Origin of the sequence: Tumidithrix helvetica PCC 7403 (genome assembly GCF_965232925.1) — a bacterium.
GTDB classification, from domain to species: Bacteria; Cyanobacteriota; Cyanobacteriia; order Pseudanabaenales; family Pseudanabaenaceae; genus Tumidithrix; species Tumidithrix helvetica.
Map to the genome: position 1 here is coordinate 44193 of NZ_CBDDRA010000021.1, position 22891 is coordinate 67083.

General features: G+C 44.5%; 18 protein-coding genes and 2 pseudogenes. 14 read left to right on the plus strand and 6 right to left on the minus strand.

Annotation, left to right across the window (positions count from 1 at the left end):
• Nucleotides 1–46 precede the first annotated feature (46 nt).
• From ACP2WE_RS18430 to ACP2WE_RS18450, 5 genes are all read right to left on the minus strand, one after another.
• The gene (locus tag ACP2WE_RS18430; RefSeq protein ID WP_425217010.1) at nt 47–1195 is read right to left on the minus strand and encodes a glycosyltransferase; all 1149 of its coding nucleotides are present in this window, start codon (nt 1193–1195) and stop codon (nt 47–49) included.
• Nucleotides 1173–2354 (minus strand): glycosyltransferase family 4 protein, encoded by a 1182-nt coding sequence (locus tag ACP2WE_RS18435; RefSeq protein ID WP_425217011.1) that lies wholly within the window; start codon nt 2352–2354, stop codon nt 1173–1175. The genes ACP2WE_RS18430 and ACP2WE_RS18435 overlap by 23 nt, the downstream gene beginning before the upstream one ends.
• A 90-nt stretch (nt 2355–2444) precedes the next feature.
• Nucleotides 2445–3965 carry a hypothetical protein gene (locus tag ACP2WE_RS18440; RefSeq protein ID WP_425217012.1) on the minus strand — a complete coding sequence of 507 codons (1521 nt, stop codon included), beginning with the start codon at nt 3963–3965 and terminating at the stop codon, nt 2445–2447.
• Nucleotides 3966–4036: 71 nt separating this feature from the next.
• Nucleotides 4037–5338: a glycosyltransferase family protein gene (locus ACP2WE_RS18445; protein ID WP_425217013.1), complete on the minus strand. Its 1302-nt coding sequence runs from the start codon at nt 5336–5338 to the stop codon at nt 4037–4039.
• Between the two features lie 276 nt (nt 5339–5614).
• A complete protein-coding gene (locus ACP2WE_RS18450) occupies nt 5615–6454 on the minus strand; it encodes a Uma2 family endonuclease (RefSeq protein ID WP_425217014.1) in 840 nt (279 codons plus the stop codon).
• Between the two features lie 63 nt (nt 6455–6517).
• Here ACP2WE_RS18450 and ACP2WE_RS18455 point away from each other — a divergent pair, with 63 nt between their 5' ends.
• The 4 genes from ACP2WE_RS18455 to ACP2WE_RS18470 all read left to right on the plus strand — a co-directional run bounded on the left by ACP2WE_RS18455 (nt 6518) and on the right by ACP2WE_RS18470 (nt 10990).
• Nucleotides 6518–6709, plus strand: a complete 192-nt coding sequence (locus ACP2WE_RS18455) for a hypothetical protein (protein ID WP_425217015.1) — start codon at nt 6518–6520, stop codon at nt 6707–6709.
• Nucleotides 6706–9342 (plus strand): RHS repeat domain-containing protein, encoded by a 2637-nt coding sequence (locus ACP2WE_RS18460; RefSeq protein WP_425217016.1) that lies wholly within the window; start codon nt 6706–6708, stop codon nt 9340–9342. The genes ACP2WE_RS18455 and ACP2WE_RS18460 overlap by 4 nt, the downstream gene beginning before the upstream one ends.
• A gap of 12 nt (nt 9343–9354) precedes the next feature.
• Nucleotides 9355–9909: a hypothetical protein gene (locus ACP2WE_RS18465; RefSeq protein ID WP_425217017.1), complete on the plus strand. Its 555-nt coding sequence runs from the start codon at nt 9355–9357 to the stop codon at nt 9907–9909.
• A 184-nt stretch (nt 9910–10093) separates the two neighbouring features.
• Complete coding sequence (locus tag ACP2WE_RS18470; RefSeq protein ID WP_425217018.1) at nt 10094–10990, plus strand: Rpn family recombination-promoting nuclease/putative transposase; 897 nt, start codon at nt 10094–10096, stop codon at nt 10988–10990.
• A gap of 231 nt (nt 10991–11221) precedes the next feature.
• On the opposite strand, the gene ACP2WE_RS18475 is transcribed toward ACP2WE_RS18470, so the two are convergent.
• Nucleotides 11222–12109: a Uma2 family endonuclease gene (locus ACP2WE_RS18475; RefSeq protein ID WP_425217019.1), complete on the minus strand. Its 888-nt coding sequence runs from the start codon at nt 12107–12109 to the stop codon at nt 11222–11224.
• A gap of 91 nt (nt 12110–12200) precedes the next feature.
• Between ACP2WE_RS18475 and ACP2WE_RS18480 the strand changes: the two are divergent.
• The 10 genes and pseudogenes from ACP2WE_RS18480 to ACP2WE_RS18525 all read left to right on the plus strand — a co-directional run.
• Nucleotides 12201–12485 (plus strand): annotated as a pseudogene (locus tag ACP2WE_RS18480) (cadherin repeat domain-containing protein); the annotation flags it as partial.
• 382 nt (nt 12486–12867) lie between these two features.
• Nucleotides 12868–13763: pseudogene (locus ACP2WE_RS18485) on the plus strand (ISAzo13 family transposase).
• Nucleotides 13708–14022 carry a hypothetical protein gene (locus ACP2WE_RS18490; protein ID WP_425217020.1) on the plus strand — a complete coding sequence of 105 codons (315 nt, stop codon included), beginning with the start codon at nt 13708–13710 and terminating at the stop codon, nt 14020–14022. Before ACP2WE_RS18485 ends, ACP2WE_RS18490 begins: the two are co-directional and overlap by 56 nt.
• Nucleotides 14023–14237: 215 nt before the next feature.
• Entirely contained in the window at nt 14238–15212 is a 975-nt protein-coding gene (locus tag ACP2WE_RS18495; RefSeq protein ID WP_425217021.1) for a pentapeptide repeat-containing protein, read from the plus strand.
• A 232-nt stretch (nt 15213–15444) separates the two neighbouring features.
• Entirely contained in the window at nt 15445–16032 is a 588-nt protein-coding gene (locus ACP2WE_RS18500; RefSeq protein ID WP_425217022.1) for a hypothetical protein, read from the plus strand.
• The gene (locus tag ACP2WE_RS18505) at nt 16029–16121 is read left to right on the plus strand and encodes a hypothetical protein (RefSeq protein WP_425217023.1); all 93 of its coding nucleotides are present in this window, start codon (nt 16029–16031) and stop codon (nt 16119–16121) included. Before ACP2WE_RS18500 ends, ACP2WE_RS18505 begins: the two co-directional genes overlap by 4 nt.
• Before the next feature lie 51 nt (nt 16122–16172).
• Nucleotides 16173–16499: a low molecular weight protein tyrosine phosphatase family protein gene (locus ACP2WE_RS18510; protein WP_425217024.1), complete on the plus strand. Its 327-nt coding sequence runs from the start codon at nt 16173–16175 to the stop codon at nt 16497–16499.
• Nucleotides 16500–16910: 411 nt separating this feature from the next.
• The gene (locus tag ACP2WE_RS18515; protein WP_425217025.1) at nt 16911–17726 is read left to right on the plus strand and encodes a class I SAM-dependent methyltransferase; all 816 of its coding nucleotides are present in this window, start codon (nt 16911–16913) and stop codon (nt 17724–17726) included.
• 43 nt (nt 17727–17769) lie between these two features.
• The gene (locus ACP2WE_RS18520) at nt 17770–18480 is read left to right on the plus strand and encodes a serine/threonine protein kinase (RefSeq protein ID WP_425217026.1); all 711 of its coding nucleotides are present in this window, start codon (nt 17770–17772) and stop codon (nt 18478–18480) included.
• Nucleotides 18419–22885, plus strand: coding sequence for a diguanylate cyclase domain-containing protein (locus ACP2WE_RS18525; protein ID WP_425217027.1), 4467 nt, complete (start codon nt 18419–18421; stop codon nt 22883–22885). The genes ACP2WE_RS18520 and ACP2WE_RS18525 overlap by 62 nt, the downstream gene beginning before the upstream one ends.
• The last annotated feature ends 6 nt before the right edge of the window (nt 22886–22891 follow it).

Here is a 22891-nt window from a genome sequence, read left to right on the forward strand (position 1 = left end):
CCACCATGAGAATATATTCCATACGCGGGTCAAGGAAACATAGAGTTTAGCCACAATACTGCTGTAAATAAATCTCTAGTGTTTGTTTAAAACGAGCAAAGCCATATATGGCAGTTACTTCCCGTCGAAGGGCTTCGGGTTGATAAATCAGAGGATTTGTATAGGTTCCTTCTAAAATTGCTATTAGGGTTTGGGCAATCTCAGGCACATTGTCAGGATTTACCAGTGCACCAAGTTCGCCTTGTCGCAGAGCATCTACAGCCCCATCTTGATTTCCTCCTAAGGTGGGTTTACCACAGGCCAATGCCTCCAGATAAACGATGCCAAAACCTTCCCGCTTACTTGGCATGGCAAAGACATCACAAAGGTTGTAGTAATCACAAAGTTCTGCATCGGGAATAAAGCCTGTTAGGGTTACGCAGTCTTGCAGTTCCAACTGGTGCATCAGAGATAGGATGCGATCGCTGTCTTTACCCTTACCCACAATCATGTAATGAAGGTTGGGAATAGCGTGTCGAATCTGCGGCATTGCCAAGAGAACCTGTTGGTAACCTTTATATTGCTCTGAGTCAATTAATCGCGATACCGTGAGAATAATTTTTTGCTGTGGTTGCAAGCGATATTTCTCTAATAGATGGGATGGTTTGGGTGCAATTCTGAGCCACTCTGGATCGAAGGTGTTCGGTAAAACCACTATTTGATTAGGCTTAAAGTTATGAGATGTAAGCAGGCGATCGCGCGTAAACTCACTGACCGATAGAATGCGATCGGCATGGCGTAGGGCATGAATCAAACTCGGCTTTTCAATGTCCCACGCTTCCACTCCATGAGCTACGATCCAGTAGGGAATACCTGTAAGACGATTTAACCACTTGGCAATAATGGCAAAATTGAGATGTGTGGCAATAATTAAGTCAGGGCGCGACCAAAGTCCCCCAATCAGAAGTTGCATCGCAAATACAGGGGTTTTGAGCCACGATATCCAATGTCCTGCATAGTGGAAATGGGTCTGCGGTAGGTAGGTTGTGTTTGAGGGAATGGCGCGATCGCTTTTGAGAAAAATCTGATAGTCAGCCGTGGGATAGAGTTCTTGCAAGCCCCTGACAAAGAACGAAGAAAATACCTGAATGCCACCTTTGTTACTAAAAAGCTCGGGTATCCAGACGTGAAATTTAGGTTTGACTCTCTTGGACATAGTGTAATGCTGACATCACTCCCTGAGCCACCTTAGCATAGCTATAGTTGCGAATAATGTTATGGCTTGCCTTTCCCCATGCTTGCAAGCGATCGCGATCGCTACAGGCTTCTTTTAAACAAGTCGCAAGTTCAACGCGATCGCCTGCGGTAAAGATCAGTCCATTTTGACGGGGATGTACGAGATCTTGGGCGCATCCCACATGGTCACTGACAATTACAGGACGAGCCATACACATGGCCTCATTGATCGCCAATCCCCATGTTTCACTGGAGCCGTAGCTGGGTAAAACTACCAAGTCAGCGGCGGCATAGGTGCGAGGCATCAAGGTCTGGTTTTGAAAAGGGGCAAAATAGATCTGGGAAGAATGAGCAGCTAATAATTTTAAGTCTGGCTCCAATTCTCCAGCACCCACAAATAATAGAGAGGTATGCTGGAGCTTGGCATCGAGAAAGGACTGGACTAAATCTAGTGGACGCTTTTTTGATACAAACTTTCCCGCAAATAAGATTAAAAGATGCTCAGAGGGAATTCCTAACTCTGCTCTCCAAACTTTAGCTTGAGCGATCGCAAAATCCTTTACATCAAAGAACCTCTGGTTATCTACACTATGGGGCGTAAAAAATAGCTTCTGCTCGGGGACGTGGTGATAGCGAAAATAGTCATGATTAGCTTTCCCCACATACAGACAAGCATCAAAGCGTTTAAAAATCGTGGAAATAACCTGTCGTTTTGCCCATGATTTAACGCTATGATTCACCAACAGTCGATGGGAATCGCCCCGAAATAAAAGTGGAACCTTATGGGTCAGCGATCGCCACAGGAAATTATAAATACTGTCATAGTTATAAGAAACCATGAGTAAAATTGCATCGGGGCTGTAGTGCTTTACCCGTTCTAGCAGTGTGGGGTTCTGTAATCCTGCTCTGTGGTGCGTTCCAGGGTTAGCACTGATATTCTCAACAAACTCGCAGTCATAACCTTTTAATAAGGGAATATCCCATTGAAGCGATCGCTGAAACCCTCGATCCATTTGCTCTGTAACGCCAAAATCCCAAAGATAAAAGACCTTGATTTGTAGAGGTGTCTCTGCTGTTAAGTAGCTAAATAGAGGTGCATAGTACTGAATCGCATGGGAAGCAACGATCGCGAGTTTCATGGATAAAGTGGTTAATGGTTATCGGTTATCGGCATTTATTGGGATATTGTGATGAATATTTGAACTGACAACTTGACAACTGACAACCTCCTAACGAGCGTCTTGAGCTTTCACCCGATCGTCTTGAACCTTCATCAACAAGAAACTGACGATCGCCAAGGTTATACCAGACTGAAACAGAGCTGCTACATAAACCCCCGCCGTAAACTCTGCTTGGAAAGCATAGGCCATTAACAGAACTGCAAACAGAGAACGAGCCGAAAATAAAGACATATTCATGCTCCATCGCGCCACATAGCCATAGACAATTCCCAAAACCATGGCGAGTCCAGCACAACCCCATAGCCCAAAATTCGCATAGGACTCTGCCAGCAATCCCCATCCAATAGTGGTTTTGAGTGTATCTTCGCGCTTTTGTCTGCCATAGTGAATATTCAGAATGGTCGTACCTTCATGACTCGTAATCTTGTCAGAGTTAAAGAGACGAGGAATTAAAAGCTCTGGCAAAATCGCATAGGTAGCACCATCCAAGTAAGGTAAACCCTTTGAAGTCTCTGACTGTGTCAGTAAAAGCTGCTGTAACGTGCTCGATCGCTCTAAAAAAGATTGCGATTCCGAATTGTCTTTATCATTGTTTGTAAAAGATCGCAGTGCTGTTTCCATCCATTCCGCATAGAAAGCTGGGTAGTTCCAGGGTTGTAAGGTGAAACTCTGATACCAATATTTCGATCGCATTTCCCCTTTGCCAATGTGCAAAAGAGAAAAACAGAGCACCACGATCGCCAAGGTTTTCCAAGGAATGTACTGTCGTCCCATAATAAACGCGATCGCTGACAGTAAAAATAAACTCATCGCTCTCACCAAAATCATACTTGCTGAGCTAGCGATCATATCCAAGCCGAGCAAAATGATAAATAACCCAGAGGTAGTTTTTGACAACTCTTGCTTGCCAAAGCGATAGGCTAAAACAAATACTGATAGAGCCGTTAGACCTAAGATTGCACCTCGTACCAGTGAAAAAATGCCCCCATCCAAGAGAAACCATCCTCCTATGGTGTACATATGAAACAAAACACTAGCAAACAGAACCACAAGAAAAAAAGCATCGCCGCGTTCGGTTTTAAGCACTAAATATTTGGTAGGTGGAACAGATGCATGTTTGACAAATTGAAACCAAACTGCTGTTCCCAAGCCTAAAAAGCCGACAACGGTCAAACTTGCAAAAAAACGACTGTCTGGGGTATAGGTCATCACAATGGGGTGTTCGCTCAAAAGAGGGCTAGCGTGCGTCCAGAGATGAGTGAGAGCAAACACTGGGAAAATTGGCATCCCAAGGACTCGACCCGAGCACCACATATAGCTGGGAAGGAGAGCAAAGATCGCAATCAGACCCGCACCCAAAATGTTTTCAAAGGAACTGGTCTTGGTGGTGACAAGTGCGATCGCTACGATCGCAGCAACAGCCACCCAAAATGCATTGGTCAGTAGCTTACGCTGGGTATGAAATTGAGCAATTTGCTCGACAATTCTCGGATCGGCTTGGTTGCGCGTTTTGGAGAAACGTTCCCATTGGGTTTCAGCTAAAGGTTCGGGTGGCTTTGTCGGTTTCATAAGCGGCGAGCAATAGGTCAACTGCTGGAGTTTTATGCTGGAGTTTTATGTTTGAGAAAACTAACCTGCGTCTAGAGTGAAGGTGAAATACATCGATCGAAGATAGCACATTGTTTTTTAGTCATTTCGCGGGCGGTATAAGGTTGAAAGGCTTCCCAATCAGTATTAGGAATATAACTTTGTGCTTGCGATCGCAACCATTCGAGTTTAGCGATTAGTGACTCCAGAAGGTCTACGGTGCGATCGTCAAATGTCACAGTTTGTCCTGCTTTACAACGCTCCAAAACATCTACGACAAGGCTTTGTCGATGTAGGATTGCTAAGAGTGGCTTTCGAGCAAGTACGCAGGGATAGACTTTAGATGGCGAATAACTAGGCTCGTCTGAGCCAATAATTAAAATGGCATGACTATCCTTTAAAATTTGTAAAGCCTCAAAGTAAGGAATTCGTTGTGGATATTCGGCAACTAGACCATTGAGATCGTAGGATGCCGCGATCGCTTCAATTGGTTTATCGCGATCGAAAATTGAATATTTCGTACCAACAAAATGAATTTTAATGGTCCGCCATAGTTCGGGGCTTTGTTGGCGAAGCTTTTGGATTGCTAAAAACAGCGAGTTAAGACTAAAAGCCATATCATCTCCACCTCTACCCACATAAACCCAATGCTGATAGCCATCCTTGGGATCGAATATTTTTTGTTGAATATTGAGGTTAGGTAATATTTCAAAATCTCGTTCGGGTGCGCCAAAGGGCAAAATTGTAAATCGATCTGCTTTTAACCAAGCATATCGCTGCATTAAGATTTTGGGGTACTCTGGTGAAACGCTGGTGATATGACTAGCTTGACGTAAGGTAAAAGGTTCTAAGACCTGCGCTAAAGATTGAACGATGGCATATTTTAGTTTGCCCCCTGGAGGGGCGGTTGTGGTGCGAGCGTAATCGTCCCTCAACCAAGGGTCTTGAAAATCTAGAACATAAGGAACTTTATATTTTGCGAACCAATATCGCCCTAGCGTCATGGTTAAAAAAACTGTGGTAGAGAAATAGACAACATCAAAGGAATTCTTTTCAAAATATTTTGCAGTTTCTTTAATTAAAAAAAATATAGACCTAAAGGCTAAATTTCCAAGTGCAAACTTTCTAGATAGTTTTTGGGAAATAGCAGGCGATTTAATCACCTCAATAGATTCTGGAACTGTCATAGATAGCGTCGGATCGTATATTCCTTCTATAAAATTTGGCTCTATACATAAAATCGTTGGTTCCCAGCCAAATTCAGCATAATAGGGCAATGACATCCTAATGCGTTGATGATCGGCAGCATTAATCGGTGGAAAGTGAGGGCTGACAATAAGAACTCTATTACTCAAAATTTAAATTACGCTAGATTTTATGAGGTAAAAACAATCCATTGGCATGCTTGGGTAGATGCGTAGGAATATAAAGTTTTTGATTGCTAATTTCTCATTGACTAGCCGCTCCTAATTTCCTGCTTTTTGATTAGCTTTTTCCCTTGTCTTAGGATTCGTGTATCCTTTTTCGCTAATTTTGAGGGATTTTCACCAATTAGAGTTTCTTTTTTAGAAATTCTCTCTCTAATAATTCATAAACCCAAAAGGCGATTCCTTGCAGGATGCGTACCGCCGCTATGGAATATCATCAGGGTTAATGCCAAGCGATCGCAGATATGCAGTAAGTTTTTCATTTTTATTACGCTCCTGCTCAGCGATTAAATGTTCTTGTTCAGCGATCGTTTCTGCTTGCTGTTGTCCCTGCTCAGCCTTCTCCTTAGCAACTCGTTCCTGCTCAGCGACTAATTCAGCCTGCCTTTGAGCAAATTCAGCCTGTAACCTAGCCTGCATTTCAACCACAGCCCGTTCATCCCCAGTCAGAAGTAAATTCCCATCCGCATCCCAAAACCGCAACCAAGGGATAGGCGTTTCTTCATTCCCAAACTGAATCCCCAGCTCAACCCCCATCGGCGGAATTGGATAATGCGCACGATTGTTAGGCGGCAATTTCACATACCGCCCATTCACTAAACGGTAAACCTCAACCGCAGCCTTACTCTCCTCATAAATCGCATAAAAAGAGATTTTGACCGCTTGCTCGTAAACCCAAAATTTACCAGCCTTCTTTTTCTCTCCAGTTTTTAGGTCAATCTCATTGGGATCTTCGGGCGGAGGCGAATCATCCCTCTCCTCAGAACCATTCCCAGAAACAAACTCGATCGCCAGCAAAGGCGGAACTAACTCTTTCCACATTACATAGGAACGACGGTATTTCCCTTTCAAAAGTGGCGGTACATTTGCCACATAAAACCAATCAGGTGCTTCTGCACCCTTTTCGGGCGGTTCGGTTAATTTCCAGTAAATACCACTATCCTGACCAATACAATACTGTCCGTCAGGATGCAACTTCTGTAAAACTGGCTCGATAGAACTGGTTAAAACCAAACTTTGTGGGTGTTCCTGAAAATTCTTCACAAAGGTTCCATCCGATTCCGGCAGTTGCGTATGATCTGGCTCGTTATTTTTAGACGTGTAACTATGAGTCGATGGAGAAGTCGCTTTCTTGACGAATTTTTTAATGGTATCCATGCTGACTCCGTAAGACACGTCAACCAAGATTTTAACATAAGCCTAACACTAACGACTTGCTCGGCAGCCAACCAACTTCCCATCATTAGTTCCGAAACCCCACCGACTAAAGCCACCCCCGACATTCTCTGCCAGCGATGACATCAAACTCGCCGACCTGCAACTCCTCGTCAAGCGATCTCAAAGGACACGTAGACGACCCCGACGACAACCTACAATCCTATGCGGCGGGACGCATCCTGCAAGGAATCGCGATCGTCCGCATGGGAACCGAAGACTGGGAGACCATCCTCGTCGGTAGCAGCGAAGTCAGTGCAGGAAGCGTATTGGGCAAACTCGACCCCAGCACCCTTTCAGACGACAGCTATCGCATCCGTTTAACCGCCACAGATACCACAGGACTGAGCAACTCCGTCGAAGACCAAATCGAAATCGTCAGTGGAGGCTTAAAGCTAGGCAACTTCACCCTATCCTTTACAGACCTGTCGATTCCAATTTCAGGCATTCAGATTACCTATGGCTACGACCAGTATGGCAGATTGTCGAATAAGTCGTTCTCTGATCCGCGTGTGGCGACGGTGGGTTATACCTACGATCCAATTACTTCGCAAATCAAGACGGTAACGGATGGTAGGGGTGTGACGAGTTATGGTTTTGGTAGTTATGACCGTGTGAATTTGATTACGAATCCTGACGGTCAGACGGTGGGTTATACCTATGATGTTTTGGGCAATCTCAAGGTTTTGACCACGAGTGCGAATACGGTGAATTATGCCTATGACAAGTTGAATCGTTTGGATACGGTCACGTCTGGTAGCAACCAAGTAGCGAAGTATGGTTATGATGCCGTGGGGAATCTAGTCAGTACGGCGTTGGGGGATGGTACGACGGAGACGGATACCTATGATGCGAGTAACCGTTTGACGGGAATGAATACTCGCGATCGTTCGGGTGCAATTCTATCGAGTTATGACTATACGCTGGATGGTGTGGGTAATAGAACGAAGGTGGTTGAGAATGGTGGCAGGACGGTTAACTATACTTTTGACACTGTGAATCAGTTAACGCAGGAGTCTATAGTCGATCCGACTTTAGGGAATAGAACGATTGGTTATGAATATGACCCTGTGGGGAATCGCCTCAAACGGAATGATTCCGATCCTGCGGGTGGTTTGACGACGTATGCTTACGATGCGAATAATCGCTTAAAGAATGCGACGAACGGGACTAAGGTGACGAGTTTCACCTATGACAATAATGGTTCGACGCTGACTAAATCTGATGGTACAAATACGGTTACTTATGATTGGATTAACGACGGTGAGAATCGGTTAATCAAGGTTGATAATGGTACTTCTCAAACGAGCTATGTTTACGACGCGAGTGGAAATCGCGTGGCAAGTATTACGGATGGGGTGAGGAAGAATTATCTACTGGATACGAGGGGATTAGCGAAGGTTCTGCAAGAGTCGGATGCCAATGGTCAGATTCAGACGAAGTATACGTTTGGATTAGGTTTGATTAAGTCTGAGAGTGGTGGGAATACGAGTTTCTATCATTCGGATGGTTTGGGTTCGACGCGGTTGTTGACAGATAGTACGGGTCAGGTGACGGATAGGTATACCTATGATGCATTTGGTCGGTTGTTGGCGCGGGGTGGTAGTTCGAGTAATTCGTTCCAGTTTGCGGGCGAGCAGAGGGATGGTACGGGGTTAGATTATCTGAGGGCGAGATATTACGATTCGGAGTTGGGTCGGTTTATCTCGAAGGATGCGTTTGGTGGCAGGTTGAGTAGTCCAATCAGTCAGAATCCTTATGCCTATGCCAATAATAATCCGATTAATTTTACCGATCCTAGTGGGTATTTCAGTATTCAGGAAGTTAATGTAACTCAAGCTATTATTGGCATTCTCAGTAATACCGCATATGCATCGGCTTTCTCTGGAGCTATTACTTTGGTTGAGGAAGGATATCACCTATCTAAGAGTTTATACAGTGGTGATGGTAGAAAAACAGAGATAGATGGTGCAAAGATACTAGAAAGTATGTTTTTTGGAGGATTATTGGGGTTTGGTGCACCAATTTTAGGGGCTATACCTAAAATTGGTGGTCCTCTCTTGGCTCTTTTATTTGGAACGCTCTCTTATCAAGCAGTTCAAAGTGCTAAAAATGATTGGGACAATGGAGATGGTGCTCTTGCTGTGTTTAAGATCGGCTCTTTGGCTGCTCCTTTTGCTTCTAAAGAGTTTAGAGATGCTTATCCTGCCTTATACAAGAGCTTTTCTAATGCTTTAGCTCAATTTAATATCAAGGTTAACCCTATTGAAGGTGGTGGTTTTAACATTGAACTTCCTCGATACAGTAATCCAGAGGCATTAAAATGGCAATTAGCTGAAGAAGCTGGCATTCCTAGATCCATTGACTACGAAAATCCAAATAATGTTTTCGGAGTAAGTTTTGAGAATCTAGCAAAGCACTACGAATTAAGTGGCTTTGAAGTTGTCCCTAAAACACCGCGTGCAAGTTCTAGTGGCGTAGCACAGATATTTGAGTTACCCAATAATCCTATAATTAAAGAGGTTCAATACCATCCAGGTAGCAAAACTCATGGTGGAGTGCCTTACTATAAGTTTACATTACGTAATGGTAACGAAATAAGGATCATTGATAATCTAGATTTTAAACCTGGCACAGTAGCACCTAATCAGCAATACTTTAATTCAAATGGTCAACCTATTGAGTATCAGAATGGAAAGTGGAACGTTATTGAATAAGGATGCAAACTAATGAATAAGCTGGATTTATGGGCAAAAATTGTTCCTGGAACTTCTGCGGCAGGATTTAAGATAGGAGATCATCTTTCGGCAATACCCGATCTTAAAGACCCAAGCCTCATTATCGATCAAAAAGAAGAAAATGAAAAGAGAAAAAGAGGAATAGAATCAATTGGTCTTAACGATGTATTAATTAATTCTAAAAGTTGGATTTGTCATAAACTTTCTTCAAATTCTAAATTACTAGATCAACATAAGGTCTTTTATTATGGCGATAGAATTGTAATGCTTGAGTTCAATTCTAATGATATTCTCTTCATGATTTTTGTGTTTGAGGGATACAAAGGAAAATTTCTTGACAAATTTGAAATTGGCTCCAAACTTTCAGATTTAACTGAGTATTTTGAACTCGACTACGATAGTGGAGATGAGTTGAACTATCCTTCAGAGGCATCGGATTCGGATTTTAAAGGAATTGGGTTTTATGGTGCAGAACAGCCTTTGGAAAACAACCCCAATCAACAAATCGTGGGTTTTTGTGTTCATAATTGGAAACTACAGGCATAGTAAGTTAAAGTAGTAGCGTAGGGTGCATTCATGAAATGAAACGCACCAAATAAATCTACTTGGAATCCATCCTATTGTTCCAGAGATCTCCATCCAAACAAGCAAGCGATTCTCTCAAACTAGCGATCATTTGAGCTATAGATTAAGTCGTTCTCAAGCACCCTTGAGATGATAAAATTTCGCAATGATCGACAACATCTGTAAATTCCTCGCAGAGACATTCCCCACCGACTTCGCCAGTTGGCTACTCGGCAAAGCGATCCTTCTAACCAAACTCGAACCCTCCGAACTCTCAGTCGAGCCAATTCGTGCCGATGCCGTGATATTTCTCAAATCAACAGAAATCATCCTGCATATCGAGTTCCAGACCGAACCAAATCAAAATATCCCCTTCCGCATGGCAGATTATCGACTGCGGCTGTATCGTAAATTTCCCGATAAACAAATCCATCAAGTCGTGATCTATCTCACCCCCAGCCAATCCCCCCTAGTCTATGAAACCACATTTAACATTGGCACGCTAAACCATCAATTTAACGCGATCAGACTATGGGAGCAGCCCACAGAAATATTTCAGCGATACCAAGGACTCTTCCCCTTTGCCACATTATCTCAAACCCAAAATCCTGAAGAGACATTAAAACAAGTTGCAAGACAAATTGAAAATATCCAAGATAAGCAAGTACAAAGCAACGTAGCCGCATCGACCGCTATAATATCAGGTATAGCCTTAGACAAGGAAATCATCCAAAGACTACTAAGGAGCGAAATCATGAAGGAATCAGTAATTTATCAGGAAATTTTGCAAGAAGGCAAAGCTGAAGGCAAAGCTGAAGGCAAAGCTGAAGGCAAAGCTGAAGGCAAAGCTGAAGGTATAGCCGAGGGCGAGGCTAGAGGCAAAACAGAAACAGCTAACCAAATCGCTTTAAATATGCTACGTTCCAACATTGCCCTAGATGTAGTTGCCCAATTGACAGGACTAACCCTCAAACAAGTCCAAAAACTACAAAAACTGTCAATAAAACAGACCAAGCCAGCTAAGTCATCAAAGCCAAAGCGCTCGCAGCTTAAGGAAAAATAGCCCCATTAAGAAACGATCGCCTATTTTTAACAATAATTCATGCACCTGCAAGCAATCGGCTTTTTTAGAAGTTTGTATGCGATAAGTTTTCGGAAATAATTTAGAAATTTGTAGGTAATCTACTATAATTCTAAGACTGGTAAGCGATCGCAATTTTTTTGAAGCGATCGCCGATCGCTCATTTTTAGTAAATTTGCAAGCGATCGCTATACTCGGTTATGAAAGCGATCGCTAGGGAATCTCATCTGGATTAATGCCAAGCGATTTCAAGTAGGCTGCAAGTTTCTCTTTTTGCTGACGTTCTTGGAGTTTTTCATTACGTTCCTGCTCGGCGATCGCCTCTGCCTGTTCTTTAGCCTCACGCTCTAGAAGTTTTTCATTACGTTCTTGCTCAGCGATCGCCTCCGCCCTCCGCCTAGCAAAACGTTCCTGCTCGGAGCTTGCCTCAGCGATCGCAGCCTGTTCTTTAGCAGTCGGATATCTGACTCCATCGCGATCGTACCAATACAACCACTCCCGCCGCCAATCGTATAGTTCGTTGCGAACGCAACCAATACCAAGTCCTACGCCTTCCAGCCACACCATTTCTCCACCTTCAGGCAAAAGCGAGATCGACGGCATCAGTTCGTACTTGCCATTCACCAACTGATACACTTCCAAAGATGACCGGTCTTTATAGGCGAGGCTCTTTCCGCTAAAGGGATTGTAGATAACGTAATAGCGAATCCCTAAATTCTGATACAGTTCTAACTTTTCATCGTATTCACTGTTGTAAGTCTTAGAAATTACTTCAAAAAATAAAATCGGCAATACTTTTTCTGACCAAATCGAATAACTCAAACGTCCGCTTTCGCCAATGTGTCTGGGAACGCCTAAGGCTAAAAAACCATCGGGAACAACTGCTTTTGACTCTTCTGGGTTTTCAATGTTTGGTTCGTAATAAACAGCCATGTCTACGCCCCAAAACCAGTCGAAGCGATCTTCCCATATGTCTCTAAGTAGATTCAGCAGAATATTGGGAATGTCGTTTTGGAGTTCGTTATCCACAGGGGTTTCATCGGAATCGGGCAATTCCTCAACAGTTGGTAAGTGTAGGTATTCTAAAGGGACTGTAAACATGGCTTTTAGCATTTTTACTTTAGCCCTATTCTGGCATAGTTTTTTGCTTTTATACTGGAATATGTGATTCCTTGTCAGCGATGCCGAAAACGACACGATTCGCTACAGCCTCATTACCCATCCCGACGGCATGGCGCTCGATCCAGTCACAGGCAAGATCGCATGGACACCCAATGCGATCGGCAACTATGAAATCAAAATCCAAGCCACCGACCCCGATGCAGGCGATCGCATCCGCTACGAATTAATCAACAACGGCGGAGCCACAGGCTTAACCGTCAATCCCACGACGGGACTCCTATCGTGGAACAGTCCCAACACAGGCACATACAAAGTCGTCATCGGAGCCATCGACGATGGCGGCTCAGGATCATAGATTAAATAAGGTGTAATCCTTCAGTTATGACTGTAAGCTAGAGAGACAGAGTCATAACAGGTGGAAAATGAAAACCTACCCTACCCCGATAGAGTGCCAGATGCAACGATACTATCAGTCCTTATCCGAGAAGGATCGTCGTCGGTATGCAGCCATTGAAGCGATGAAACTAGGGTACGGGGGACAGGCATACATTCGGCGATTATTTGGGTGTCACCACGAAACCTTACATTTGGGACTGCGAGAACTTCAGGATGAAACAATTGTCCAGGATGAACGGATTCGACAACCTGGAGGTGGACGTAAATCGGCGATTGAGACAATTGATGGACTAGATGAGGCATTTTTGCGAGTCTTGGAACGACATACAGCAGGTTCACCCATGGATGAAACGCTCAAGTGGACAAACCTCAAGCGTCATGAGATTGCCGAATTACTGAAGGAAGAAGGAATTGAAGTCAGTGTCACAGTAGTAGATCAGTTGTTGGAGAAACACAATTTTCGCAAACGTAAAGCGGTAAAAACTCTCGCTACAGGTAAAAGTGAATATCGTAATGAACAATTTGAAACGATTGACCACCTGAGGGAGACCTACCAAACGGCTGGCAATCCGATTGTCAGTATGGACACAAAAAAAGAGAATTGATTGGCAAGCTATATCGAGATGGGCAACTGTACACGCAAGAAGCGATTGAGGTATTTGACCATGATTGGCCAACGTTGGCAGAAGGGGTGGTAATTCCCCACGGATTGTACGACCTGACTGCCAATATTGGTTATCTCCAAATTGGCACTAGTCACGATACCAGCGAATTTGCCTGCGACTCGATTCGCTACTGGTGGAATACCTACGGCAAAGTTCGTTACCCACTAGCTCACTCAATTTTGCTGTTATGTGATGGCGGAGGTAGCAATAGTTCCCGTCATTACATCTTCAAGCAGGATTTGCAGGTGTTAGTCAATGAACTGGGAATCGAGATTCGTATTGCTCACTATCCCCCTTACACCTCCAAGTACAATCCCATTGGGCATCGCTTATTTCCTCATATTTCTCGGGTTTGTCAGGGTGTGATTTTTGATAGTGTCCAAACTGTGCAAGAACTAATGGCAACTGCAACTACTCGTAAAGGGCTCAGGGTCTTTACGACTATCCTTGACAAAACCTATGAAACAGGTCGAAAGGTTGCTGATAACTTCAAATCCAATATGAAAATTGTCTTCGATGATTTTTTACCACAATGGAATTATACCGCTAAGCCAGAATTACAGGTTATTTAATCCACGTTCCTTAGGAGCAGCCCAAGGCTTTACCCTCACCGCCCGACCCAACCAACTCCCCATCATTAACTCCGACACACCACCCACAAAAGCCACCCCCGACATTCCCTCCATCTACGACCTACGCGCCACCGACCCCGCTGGCGGCATATTGAAATGCAATCTCGACCCAACCTCCCAAGCCCTAGGCATCACCATCGACGATCTAGGCAGAGTGAGGATGACCCCGTTGTCGATCGCATTCCTGAACTGGTTATGAAATTCTGAGGATTGCGATCGCGGTTGTTCGCGCCAAAGCAAGATACTTTGTTCAAAAGCAGTCAGGGAATGGTTTCTGGTGCTAGATTCTAGGAATTGAGTTTTGTGATAGCTCTCTCAAATTCTTGACACATCTTGCTTTGCTTAAGCATATCACCTATGATCTAAGGGGGGAACACAAGCATGACCTAGTATGGGGTGTAGTAGTACTGACTGATGAGGATCCAAGAAAACCTAAAAAAGCACGAACAATGGTTAGAAACAGATGGGAAAGAGGGGAAACGGTTTGTCGCTATTACAAGTGAAGACGAACTCAGAGGTGCCAATCTTGAAGAAGTGAACCTCTACCGTGCTGACCTTAGTAAAGCTAACCTGAAAGGAACCAACCTACAAGGAGCGAATCTTGAGGGATCTAATCTTTGGCAAGCCAATCTCATCGGAGCCAACCTCAGTAAAGCTAATCTCAATGGAGCCATTCTGCTCGGAACCAACCTTGAAACAAGCATATTCGTTGAAGCAACCTTGCAAGGAAGCAACCTGATTAAAAGCAAGCTCAGTGAAGCAAAACTCAATAGAGCTGATTTTAGCGAAGCAAAACTCAATAGAGCTGACCTTAGTAAAGCTGACCTCAGTAAAGCAAATCTTAGTAAAGCTGACCTCAGTAAAGCAAATCTTAATGAGGCTATTCTCAATCACGCCAAACTCGATGATGCCATCCTTGAAGGGGCGAATCTTCATCGTGCCAGACTCAACGATGCTAAATTGCAAGGTGCTAATCTGACGGGCGCTAACCTCAAAGGAGCAATTCTCAATCGAGCCAAGCTATTTGGAGCCAATCTTAGTTTTGCGAATCTCGAGGAAGCTATCCTCAGCTTTGCGAATCTCGAGGAAGCTATCCTGAATGAAGCCAATCTCAATGGAGCCAATCTCAGTTTTGCTAGCCTCAATCGAGCTAATCTTTTTGATGCTGACTTTCATGGAGCGAATTTCTTTGATGCTCACCTCAATAGAACCAACTTAGAAGGGGCGATCTTGATTGGAGCCAACCTAGAAGGATCTGACCTAACTGGAGCCAACCTCAGCTTCGCTAGTCTCAATGATGCCAAACTCAACAATGCTGACCTCAGAGGAGCAATCCTATGTCTTACTACCATGCCAGATGGACGAGTCGATAATTCTGGTTGCAGTTAATTTAGCTTAGATTCATGTTTAAGATTGATACCATTTTCAAAGAGTAATGCGCCGCATTGTTATTAAAAGACTGCGCGGAGCGCGGAAATTAAACCTCGATCTGTTGCAAATTTAGGTGGAATTGGTATGATTTGTTGGAATTCAAAAGCTAGAATGACAAATACACGCAGTCTAAAGACTATAGTCTTATACACATCCTGTAAAGGTTTCCAGTCAGCAAAGAGTACTTCTTATGTCACCCACCTTACAAATACCCAGCGAACTCCGTCGGAAAATCGATAAAGAGCTTGAATATGGAGAATCTATAAGGTGGGTCGAGCAACCTATACCTCAGTTCTTTACAGCACAAGCGATCGCAGGTGTTTTATTCGGTATTCCTTGGACGAGTTTTGCCATATTTTGGATGTGTGGTGCATTAGGATTCAAGCTTCCTAATCTTAACAATGGTATACAACCTCAGCATCTGTTTGCGCTTTTTGGTATTCCTTTCGTTCTCATCGGATTTGGGATGTTATCTAGTCCGTTTTGGGTATGGCAAGGCGCACGAAAAACAGTTTACTTGATTACAGACAAACGAGCTATCTTGTTTCAAGGGGGGCAACATACTACAATCAGAAGCTTTCTGCCCAGTCAACTCAATGAGATATATCGGAAAGAGCGAGCAGATGGCTCGGGCGATGTGGTGATTTCGATTCGCAGATGGAAAGATAGTGATGGCGATCCAAGGAGCGAGGAAATAGGGTTTATGGGAGTTCGTAATCCACAGGAGGTTGAGAAGATATTGAAGCAGTTAGCTCAAACAGAACAAAGCAAGCAGTGAAGAGCTTTCAGAGGCTGTACGCTTTTCAAGTAGATGGTTTCCCTAACCGAGCAACACGGAACATTTTAAGTCTAACAATCCCGAAATAGTATGAATTCCCAAAAACATTTTCGTGTCTATAATTTGATTTAACTTGATATATGAAGCTGTTGTTTATTTGCAGTCGGGACCGATTGCGTAGCCCTACGGCTGAGGCAGTATTCGCTGAATACGAGGGATTAGAGGTGGATTCCGCAGGACTAGATCGAGAGGCAGAAACCCCCTTAAACGGCGAGGCAATTCAGTGGGCAGATATTATTTTTGTGATGGAGAAGGCTCATCGCAGAAAGCTCTCAAAGAATTTCCAGCGATCGCTCAAACATAAACGCGTGGTTTGTTTAGATATTCCCGATGAATACGAATATATGGAACCATCCCTAGTGGATTTACTCAAGAAAAAGGTTTTACCTCTTCTGGGAACTTTTTAATGGAAGATATTTTGAAGAATTTGCGCTTGTGGGATCTGGTTTAGTAAGGCTAATTCTCAATTAAGCCGAATGATATAAATCCACTAAAACTTATAGTAGGCAGGGGGGGGATGTATTGTTTTCTGCGCGAACATTCAAAAAAATGCCTATGTTATTGAAAATGCTAAAATCTGAGCCTCCGCTTTGCTAAAATTGATTTATTAGAATTCAAAAACTAGCATAGAAAGCAAATTCAGTCGTTCATAATATAGCAAGTTAGGCATGATTTATACGCAATTTTCCTCTGTCTAGAATTGTAGGGGCAATGAATTACCCCTACATCCAAATCAAATAGGATTGCTATAGGTAATCTGAGCGAACAAGTTCTGAGATCTGAACAAACTATTTAAGAGTGGGAGTAGTTGTAATTTAATGATGAGCAAGGAAGAGGCAATAGCGAAGACTGAGTTAGTATTTAATGCTGCATCTGATTACTTCGATGCTCCAGCTTTATCGTTCTGGAATCGTTTCGGTCAACAAACCATCGATCGCTTGTCGCTTCGTTCGGGCGATCGGGTTTTGGATGTTTGTTGTGGGACGGGTGCTTCGGCGATTCCAGCGGCAGTATGCGTAGGTTCCACTGGTCAGGTTTTGGCGATAGATATTGCCGAATCTCTACTCGAACGAGGGCGTAGAAAATCACAGCAACAGGGGCTTGAGAATATTGAATTTCGCCATGGCGATTTTGAAAATCTAGGTTTGCCTAGCGAAAGCTTTGATGCGATTGTTTGTGTTTTCGGGATTTTCTTTGTTCCCGATATGGTGGCAGCAGTGCGAGAACTTTGGCGAATGGTAAGACCTGGTGGTAAACTTGCCATTACTTCTTGGGGTGAAAAGGTATTTGAACCTGCGAATCAAGCTTTTTGGAGGGAGATTGAGACCGAACGCCCAGATCTGTATAAGCAATTTACACCTTGGGATCGAATTAGCGATCCTACTTCACTGAAATCCTTACTTGAAGAGAGTGGTGCAACAAAGGTAGAGGTTGTCGCCGAAATGGGTAAGCATGAACTGACCGATCCAGAAGATTGGTGGACAATGGTTTTGGGTGGAGGGCTCAGGGGTACGATCGATCGACTCGATCCAGCCGTAAGAGAAAGCGTTCGACGGGCAAACCTGCAATTCCTGCGGACGAATACAGTTCATGCCCTAGATGTCCATGTCTTGTATGCGATCGCGCAGAAATAAAGTCCCAGATCTGTACTACGGATATCAGTAAATATCACTCACCATGCCAACGCTTTCAGGGTATAAGAACTTCATTCAACTACACGATGGAGATAACTCAAGAGTCTATCGTGCGCTGCGAGCAGAAAATGAGCAGCAGGTGATTCTAAAAGTACTGAAAGCAGATTATCCCACACCTGACCAACTGAGGCGATATCGACAGGAATATAAACTTACTCATCAACTCAAGCTATCCCATGTTGTGAAAGCCTCTGGATTGGAAGAATGGGAACGAACCTTAGTCATGATTCTTGAAGACTTTGGCGGAATTTCACTTAACCAGTGGCTCAATCGTTATCCAGAAGGACTTGCTGTCCGAGATTTTTTGACCCTCAGTATAAAAATTGTGGAAGGATTAGGGCAACTTCACAGCCAAGCGATCGTGCATAAAGATATCAATCCCGCGAATATTGTCTTTAATCCTCAAACTGGAGATCTGAAGCTGATTGACTTAGGTATCTCTACCCAGATCGGTCGAGAGAATCCCATACTGCAAGCTCCAAATTCTCTAGAAGGAACCTTACCTTACATTTCTCCAGAGCAAACGGGTCGCATGAACCGATCGCTGGACTATCGCAGTGATTTTTACTCCCTCGGTGTTACATTCTACGAACTCTTAGTCGGCAAATTACCCTTTACAAGTCAAGATTCCGATGGAGTTGGTGCATTGTCACATCGCCAAACAAGCAGCCTCACTTCGAGAGATCGCAGGTGAGACAATTCCTCTCATGCTTTCAGAGATTGTCAGCAAGTTGATGGCAAAGAATGCGGAAGATCGCTATCAGAGTGCATGGGGACTTAAAACAGATTTAGAGGAATGTCAGGCGCAATTGAATAGAGTGGGAGCGATTTCTACTTTTGCATTAGGTCGCAACGATAATTTCGATCGCTTTCAAATCCCTCAAAAGCTGTACGGACGAGAACGGGAAATTGCAAGATTGCTGGAAGCCTTTGAGCGAGTTAGCAGTCCAGATAACAGTCAGGATAATCATCGCATCTCTCGGAGCGAATTCATCCTCGTTACGGGCTATTCTGGCATTGGTAAATCTGCCTTAGTCCAAGAACTTTATAAACCCATTACTACCAAACGCGGACATTTTATTTCTGGTAAGTTCGACCAGTATCAGCGCAATATTCCTTACTCGGCTGTGGTGAGTGCCTTTACTGACTTGGTCAAGCAACTGTTGGGAGAACCAGAAGCAATTCTGAGACAATGGCGCGATCGCTTATTAACAGCCTTAGGCACAAACGGGCAAGTCGTGATTGATGTGATTCCTGATGTGGCGTTAATTATTGGCGCTCAGCCGTCTGTGCTCGATTTGGGTGCAAGCGAATCTCAAAATCGCTTTAATCTAGTGTTACAACAGTTTATTCAAGCATTTTGCAGTTCAGAGCATCCCTTAGTCCTCTTTCTCGACGACCTCCAGTGGGCAGATTTGGCGACATTACAACTGCTTGAGCAGTTAATCACTGAGAATTCTCAAACGGAATATCTGCTCCTGATTGGGGCATATCGAGATCGTGAGGTATCGGGCGGTCATCCTTTGGCGATCGCGCTCGACCGACTTCAGGGTTTGGGATCCCACATCGAGCGGATCGTTTTACCCCCTTTGACCCTAGGGCAGATCGAACAACTGATTGCTGAGACCTTAAAGAGTGAAGCAGAAACAGTCACAGGGCTGGCGGAGTTGGTGGTACACAAGACGGGTGGTAATCCGTTTTTCGTCAATGAATTTCTCAAAAACCTTTACAGTGAGAGCCTACTGACCTTCGATCGCACTTCTGATGCGCTTGGAGCTTGGCAGTGGGATCTAGCACAAATCGAGGGAATGAGATTTACCGACAACGTCGTGGAGTTAATGACCGCACAGTTACGGAAGCTGCCACAATCCTTACAGACATTATTATCTCTAGCTGCCTGCTTGGGATCGGAGTTCAACCTAGACACCCTTTCGTTTGTGGAAGATCGTTCTCCTGCGGAAATCTTCGCCGATCTAAAGATAGCCATAGAGAAGGGATTTGTCATGGCGCGATCGCCGCTCGATCGGAACCTGTTGATCCAAGACTATCAATTTGCCCACGATCGCATCCAACAGTCAGCCTACACTTTGATTCCCGAAAGCGAACAGGCATCAATGCATCTCAAAATTGGCAGAATTTTGTTAGATAGGATGCCAACAGCCTATAGAGCGGAAAAGCTGTTTGATATAGTCGATCATCTCAATCGTGGGAATGAACTAATCGAGAAAGGGGAAGAAAGAGAACGACTAGCCCAATTAAATCTACAAGTTGGGAAGAAAGCAATTAAAGCAATGGCACACAAAGCTGCAATCTCATACCTAGAACAGGGGATATTTTTGCTGGGTAAGAATGGCTGGAGTCGCGATTACGAGACCGTGTTGATGCTACATGCAGAGGCGGTAAAAGCAGCGTTTCTCAGTGCTGACCTAGAGAGAATGGAGTGCTTGACCGCAGTTGTACAGAAAAATGTAAAAACTCCACTGGACTGGGTAAAAGTCAGTGCCCTCAAAATTGAAGCTTATGGGTTTCAGGGTAGACCTTTAGAAGCTTTGGCAACAGGTCTGGAGATGCTTTCCCAACTTGGTATCACTTTCCCCCAAGAGCCCAATCAGTTAGATTTTGCTCGCGCGTTGGAAAAGACCCAAAAGCTCCTCGCAGGTAGACAGCCCAGCGATCTAGCCGATCTGCCCAAGATGAGCGATCCCACATCTTTAGCGGCATTATCCCTCTTAGTGAAATTGAGTACTGTAGCGTTTATCAGCGCACCGCATTTTCACGGATTGCTGGTGCTAAAGCAATTGGAACTATCGATCGCTTATGGGAATGCTCCAGCATCTACGGTAGGTTATGCTACCTATGGAGCCTTTGTTTGTAGGATCTTTAGGGATTTTGAAACTGCTTACCAATATGGTCAACTAGCTTTCCAAATTTTGTCGCAAATGGGAAACAGAGAGTTTGAAGCGACCATATTGATGATCGTTCATTCTTTTGTCAGTCATTGGAAAATTCATTTAAGAGAGACCTTGGAACCCTTGCAGCAAGCTCATATAGTCGGCTTGCAAACAGGGGAATTCACCTATGTTGGGTATGCCCTGTTTGACTATTGTTCCCATGCGTATCTAGTAGGCAAAGAGCTATCCGAGCTTAGCTCGGAGATGCAGCGATACAGTTCTGTATTGGAACGAATCGGGCAACGGTCGGCTTTATCCTATCTTAGAGCTTACCAGCAAGCAGTCTTGAATTTAATCGGACAAGCGGAGTTTCCCTGCCAACTTGTGGGGACAGTCATGGATGAGACAGAAGCCTGCACGACATTGCAAACGCAGAACGATCTAGCAGGATTTTGGCATCTTTACACGAGTAAGCTTCCTCTATGCTATCTGTTCGAGGAATTTGAGCTGGCTTTAGAAACGAGCGAAGCTGCAAAGCATTTTGTGGCTAGCGGCAGGAATGGGGTTGCAATTCCTATTCAGTGTTTCTATGATTCTCTCTGTCGTTTAGCGTTGTGCCCCCGATTGACTTCTCATCTAGATTTGTCGCCTAGTTCTGAACAGATAGAACGCGACACCTTCCTGCAACAGGTTGCAGAAAACCAAGGAATGATGAAAGTTTGGAGTCAGTTTGCACCGATGAATTATTTGCACAAATTTCATTTGGTGGAAGCCGAACGGTATCGCGTTTTGGGCGAGAAATTAGAAGCTCTGGAATTCTACGATCGCGCGATCGCGGGTGCTAGAGAACATGGCTATCTTCAAGAAGAAGCGCTGGCAAACGAACGGGCTGCGAAGTTTTACCTCGATTGGGGTAAAGAAAAAATTGCGCGGATTTATCTGCAAGAAGCCCATTACTGCTACCTGCGATGGGGGGCAACTGCGAAAGTCCGTCAACTTGAAGCAAACTATCCCCAGCTTTTCAAAGCTGAGGCATCTGCTTCGCCGCGCCCTCTCCGCACTTCCTTGGGTACTTCGGGAAATACGAATAAGGATGCGCTCGACCTCTCGACGGTGATGAAATCGTCGCAAGCGATCGCCAGTGAAATCATGCTGGAAAACCTGTTGCAAACCTTGATGCAAGTTTTGCTAGAAAATGCAGGCGCACAAACGGGCTGCTTGCTTTTGCATACACCATCAGGATCGGGAGATTTTGGTGCATTCGCGATCGCGGCGCGTAGCAGTACCGATGTTGATAGCCTTCCAAGCCCTCAGTCTATCCATGACGCGATGCCAAAATCAGTGCTCAATTATGTAGCACGCACGCGCGAACCTGTTCTGCTTGCCGATGCCGTCAAGTCGGGAAACTTCACTCAAGATGTCTATATTCAAGCCGTCCAGCCTCTATCCATTCTTTGCTATCCCTTGCTCAATCGAGGCAATCTGGTAGGAATTGTTTATCTAGAAAACAACATTTCCACGGGAGCCTTTACTGCCGATCGCGTCGAACTCTTACAGTTGCTCTCTGGTCAAGCCGCGATCGCGATCGTCAATGCTCAACTCTATGCAAAGGTGAGAGACAGCGAAAGCATTCTCGAACAACAGGTTGCCGATCGCACCGCTGCACTTCAACGGGCCAATCAGGAGTTATCGCGCCTAGCCAACTTAGACGGACTGACCCAAATTGCGAACCGCCGCCGCTTTGACGAATATCTGGCGATCGAATGGCAAAGACACCTGCGCGAACAGCAACCGCTAGCGCTGATCCTGATTGATATTGACTATTTCAAGCGCTACAACGATTGCTATGGGCATCAAGGCGGAGATGACTGCTTGATCCGCGTTGCCCAAGCTATGTCAAAAGCGATCCACCGCTCTACGGATTTGATTGCCCGTTACGGTGGTGAGGAATTTGCCGTAATTTTGCCAAACACAAATACAGAAAATTCCCTTTTGGTGGCAGAGTCTTTACGAAGGGCGATCGCTGCCCTTGCCATTCCCCACCAAAACTCTGATGTTAGCGATTATGTCACCTTGAGTCTAGGTATCGCTAGCTGCATTCCTACATTAGATAAAAGCCCAGAAAGTTTGATCGCCAAGGCAGATGAGGCTTTGTATGCAGCCAAGCATGAGGGACGCGATCGCGCGATCGCGCATCATTTCCTTTGACTTCCT